This window comes from Marinibactrum halimedae (assembly GCF_021234875.1).
GTDB classification, from domain to species: domain Bacteria; phylum Pseudomonadota; class Gammaproteobacteria; order Pseudomonadales; family Cellvibrionaceae; genus Marinibactrum; species Marinibactrum halimedae.
This window is the reverse complement of record NZ_JAJQVM010000065.1, coordinates 1-4,962: the sequence shown is the minus strand read 5'-3', so window position 1 is coordinate 4,962 and position 4,962 is coordinate 1. Positions and strand designations below refer to the sequence as shown.

The 4,962-nt window shown below is 40.6% G+C and carries 5 protein-coding genes and 1 pseudogene; 4 read left to right on the top strand and 2 right to left on the bottom strand.

The features are described 5' to 3' along the window. On the bottom strand, nt 1-625 hold a 625-nt coding region (locus tag LU351_RS19925; RefSeq protein WP_232595848.1), incomplete at its 3' end, for a DUF5011 domain-containing protein. A gap of 190 nt (nt 626-815) precedes the next feature. Between LU351_RS19925 and LU351_RS19920 the strand changes: the two genes are divergently transcribed. Next, nucleotides 816-986, top strand: coding sequence for a hypothetical protein (locus LU351_RS19920; protein ID WP_232595847.1), 171 nt, complete (start codon nt 816-818; stop codon nt 984-986). Nucleotides 987-1,211: 225 nt separating this feature from the next. Here the strand turns inward: LU351_RS19920 and LU351_RS19915 are convergent, their stop codons facing one another. Beyond that, nucleotides 1,212-1,427: a hypothetical protein gene (locus LU351_RS19915; protein ID WP_232595846.1), complete on the bottom strand. Its 216-nt coding sequence runs from the start codon at nt 1,425-1,427 to the stop codon at nt 1,212-1,214. Nucleotides 1,428-1,707: 280 nt separating this feature from the next. Between LU351_RS19915 and LU351_RS19910 the strand changes: the two genes are divergently transcribed. From LU351_RS19910 to LU351_RS19900, 3 genes and pseudogenes are all read left to right on the top strand, one after another. After that, nucleotides 1,708-3,678 (top strand): alpha/beta hydrolase family protein, encoded by a 1,971-nt coding sequence (locus tag LU351_RS19910; RefSeq protein ID WP_232595845.1) that lies wholly within the window; start codon nt 1,708-1,710, stop codon nt 3,676-3,678. A 238-nt stretch (nt 3,679-3,916) separates the two neighbouring features. Then, nucleotides 3,917-4,303, top strand: coding sequence for a hypothetical protein (locus LU351_RS19905; RefSeq protein ID WP_232595844.1), 387 nt, complete (start codon nt 3,917-3,919; stop codon nt 4,301-4,303). A 149-nt stretch (nt 4,304-4,452) separates the two neighbouring features. Continuing rightward, a pseudogene (locus LU351_RS19900) lies at nt 4,453-4,962 on the top strand (hypothetical protein); the annotation flags it as partial.

The window sequence follows — 4,962 nt, the reverse complement described above, 5'->3', positions numbered from 1 at the left end:
CGGATTCAATTTGTGTATTTACCGCACCTTGTGCCGTCACATTAATGCTGCCGTCTTCAGCATCGGTAGCGGTTGCACCGGGGTCAACAAATTGGCTTTTAAAATTAACGTACAGTGGGTTCGCACCGGTTAAAGCTATTTGAGGAGCTTCATTCGTTGGCACAGTGGTTTCATTATCAGTGTTGTCACCACCGTTATTTCCGTTGTTATCGATATAATCTTGCACATCGGCAATAGCGACTTTACACGATTGGTATTGTTCTTTTGTCGCCGTGTAATGATTTAATAATTCTGCACGGGCGGGGTCGGTTTTAGGCGTTGCTTTCACCGCTGCCATGGTCGTGCTCATTTCTGTGCGTAAGGCATCCATATCACAGTTATCGTCCACCCACTGTGCTTGTTCAATAATGGCTTTACAAGATTCTAATTCGGCTTTGGTGTCGAAATACTGATTTAAATATTCGGCACGCATTGGATCGGTTTTTGGAGTGGCTTTCACTTGCGCCATTAAATTTTTCATCTCAGAGCGTAATGCGTCGGTGCTGCATATTTCATTAGCGAACACGTTAGACGTAGCGGTAAGTGATAGAGCCGTAATTGCAGTGTAAAGCGGTAACTTTTTCATTGTAGTGGCGACCTGTCAGTGAGTGAGTAATGTGTGTGAGTAACTTTGATGGGTGGCCATTTTAGAGGTGCTCATTTTTTGAACTGTGAAATAAATCACGCGAAATTAGGGACTAAAGACGGATTCGTTGTAGATTTTGTGAGAAAACAAGCAATTGGTTTTGCGCTATATCGGGGTATGGAGGATATACGTGCCACGGCTACATTTATTACATATGACAGTAATGACAGCTATGACAGGTTTAAAAAGAGCAGGAGAAGATTACGCTGTAAAGTTTATTGGTTTGGCGTTTAAATCATCAATAAATAATGAAATTGATGTCAAAAAATCAGAGAAAATAGAGTGTTGTGCTGAAATTTGAGGGTGAACGGGGGTTAATGAATGGGATGGATAGAGTAAGGAGCAAATCGAGGCGTTGGTGTTGAATTCAAAAGTGAATAAAACGTTGTTGTGTATCGTGATTTTTTATTCACTATTCTGATTTTCAGTTAGATTTATTATTTCTTTGAGCAGGCAGTGATTGAGGCGGAGAGGCCGGGCGAGTTTATGTCAACAATACTGACCTCTTTTTGATCGATGTGGTGCCCTACTCAGATTGATTTAATTCATAAACCGTCTTTTCAAGTTTCTCTTCTGATTGAGTAAGTCGTTTTGCGGTGTTCTTAAGTTTTTGTCCGGATTGTTGTAACTCATACATCACCTGTTCAAGTTTCCACTCTGATCGTTTTAATTCTTCTTTTGCGTGTCTAAGTTCTTGGTCTGTATTACTGAGCTGGCTATTTGTTTTACTAAAGTTATTCATCTTCTTTCTACTTCTACATCATTACGTTGGGTTAACGGTGGGAGCTGGAGCACTGTTTATTTGATAGCTGTTCACAATTTAATCACCCATAAGGCCTATTTTGCTAATGTGTATAGTAATGAATACTGGAGCGCAGGAAAAAAACGATCACGGCGTCACATTGTGAGGTTTTTATGTGTTGATAATGTACAATATTTTTGTTATTTGGCTTGGTGTTTTCTGAGCAGTCACGAGTGCAGTACCCATTCGGAGATAAGATTTACGGAGTGAAGTGTTATTTATGAAAGTATTTTTATTAGTCAGCCTCTTGATTACCCCATTTGCTATGGCCTCGGCATTGAAAGACATACCTGTATCACTTGAGATGCTATTGCAGCCCAATCAGCATCATGTGGTTAAAATATCGCCAGATGGTGAGAAGGTCGGAGTGATCGCCACCCAAAATGGTAGAAAAGTACTCGTGACTTTGCAGGTGGAACCCTTAAAAGCCTTGGCAGGTTTCGAGTTTGAAGATGATGGAGATATTACTTACTTTAGATGGGTCAACAATGAGCGATTGGTCGCAGAGCTTGGAAAAAATATCGGTTGGTTAGACCGAAAACAAAATGATGGTCAAATATATGCAACCAACTACGATGGTAAGAATAAAAAACGTTTATTCGGTATTCATGCGGGAGACGTGACTACCGGGACCATGATTCAAAAACGAAAGTCTATGAAGGCCTCCGCCGAAGTGATTCATACATTACCTGACCAAGAAAAGTATGTATTGATTTCAACCTATCCATTTAAAAAAATTGGAAATTATTATTACGGTGGCCAAGATACGGTCGGAGCGATTTATCGTTTAAACGTCTATAGTGGCAAAACTTACAAAGAGATGTCTCACCCGAGTATACGCGGTCGAGGCTACGCAAATAACGAAGGAGAAATCGTATTTGCCTCCGGGGTAAGCACTGAGGCTCAAGATGAATTGTATATTCGAAAGGATGACCAATGGGCGCCAATTCCACTGAGTAATGGCAGCCAGGCGGTGCCCGTTTCGTTTAGTATAGATAATCGATTTGCCTACCTTCTTTCCAATCACAACCGTAACTTAGTAGGGTTGTATCAATATGACCTTACCACACATCAACAAAAATTATTGTATGAGCATGACTCTGTTGATGTATCGGATGTGATCATCAATCCGAAGACCGGACACGTTGTTGGGGCCTTACTGCACGATGGCAAGCCACAGTATCATTTTTTGGATAACGACGATGCATTTGTAAAATTTTTCAAAGGTATTCTTCATGCTTTTCCTGATCATTGGGTCGAGGTGGTGAGTAGCTCGGAGAACGGCGATAGATTTGTCGTAAAAGTATCTTCCAGTGAAAACCCAGGTGAGTTTTTGATTGCAGATAGCAAAAAGAAAACGGTTAATTTTTTGTTTGCTGTCAATAAAAATTTGTCAATGAGTACATTGGCATCCACCAAGCCAATTTCCTACGTAGCCCAGGATGGCAAGAACATTCCCGGCTATCTCACTTTGCCTAGCTCATCAGAAAAAAGTCAGAAGCCTTTACCTATGGTCGTTGTGCCGCATGGTGGCCCCATAGCGCGGGATATTTGGAAATACAATCGTGAAGTACAGATTTTGGCTAACGCCGGTTATGCCGTATTGCAAATTAATTTTCGTGGCTCATCAGGGTATGGTAAAGATTTCCATGCCCCGGTTTGGAAAGATTGGGGTGGGCTTGTGCAACAAGATATCGCTGATGGCGTGAAGTGGGCGATTGATCAGAAGATTGCCGATAAAAATCGAGTGTGTATTTACGGAGCAAGTTTCGGGGCTTATTCCGCGATGATGAATGTCATTCTTCATCCTGAGTTGTATCAATGTGCTGCCGCATTTGCCGGGGTTTATGACTTGGGGTTGCTCTTCAAAAGTGGTGATATCAGTAAAAAGAAAACAGGGCGACAGTATCTTAAATATATGCTTGGCCAGGATGAGGAAAAGCTACACAATTATTCTCCACTCTATCGTATCGATGAAGTGACGAAACCCGTTTTTGTGGCACATGGGCATGAAGATTTTCGAGCGCCGGTTGAACATGCGCAAAAATTGGTTGACGAGCTAAAAAAACATAAAAAGGATGTGACAACTCATTTCAATAAAGGTGGCGGTCATGGATTTGTTTCCGTTAAAGCGAATACGAAATACTATGAAGATCTTTTGAAGTTTTTAGATCAACATTTAAAAAAATAATAGAGAGCCTTCAAGAGTAGAAAGCGGCAATAAACAGCCGCTTTTTTACAAGACAAGTTCGTTGCCTTTGAGTGGAAGCGTCAATACTGTGGACAGTTTTTACTCTCCACTTAAATTTAGAATGGCATTTTGTATCAAATGAAAGTAGTTCAAAAAAGGGAAAATCATAGTACTGGGCCCATGGATAAAAACTGCGATAATGTGGTTTCTGACATCGCATCATCACAGAAATCTATCCATGGAATCATTAGTAAACACCGCTTTATCTTCAATGTCCACTGTGAACAAGCCTCAAAGACTTTTTATGTTGGTGTTGTTTCGCGTTCTATGCATTTTTCAAGGGAAGGCGACTTATCGCAACCTCAGCCGCTATAGTGGTATCAGTGAGAAACGTTTTAGCCGTTGGTACCAAAGAGATTTTGATTTTCCTGATTTCAATAGTTGTTTATTTGAGCAAGTGGTTTCACGAGATGATGAATGCATTGCTGCCATTGATGCCAGTTTTATTCAAAAATCAGGTAAACACACCGAAGGATTGGGTTGGTTCTATAATGGTTGCGCCGGTGAATCACAACGAGGTTTAGAAACCTCGTTGCTGTGTATTGTTCATCTCAGGGCTCCCTAGTAATAAACAATCAAAATGATCCAGATCCAACCCAAATGATCATTGTTTGACCTAATTTTAAATTCAAAAAGATATATTTGGGGTCTCAGGCAATTTGCCTGATGAAATTTTTCTCTTATGAATCTTTCTTTTGATTAATAAAGGTTCATATGGATCAAGCTTTAACCTTAAGAATTGATCAATTATTACTAGGGAGCCCTGTTGTTCATCTAAAATCGAACACTGCTTATGCGCTAGAAGCACAACAAACCTTGGAGCACAAGGGTAAATCTCGGGTGGATTTGTATGCCGAACAGGCGGTTGCACAAAGCTCGCGACTGAAAAAGAGAGGTATTCATTACTTAGTTGCGGATGCGTATTACAGTAAGAGTAAATTTGTCTCGCCGGTCGTGAAGTCAGGGTTGAATATGGTTGGAAAATTGCGCATCGATGCTGACCTACAATGGCTTTATCAAGGCGATTATCGAGGTAAAGGGCGGCCTCAAAAATATGATGGAAAGGTGAATTTCGATCATGAATTACTGCGTTTTCATCATGATGGAATATTAGAGAATGGTGAAGAGGTTTATAGTGAAATTGTCCACAGCAAAACGTTAAAACGGCCTATTAAATTGGTGATGTTGCGTTGGGACGTCAATGGAAAAAAGGGTAAGGCATTA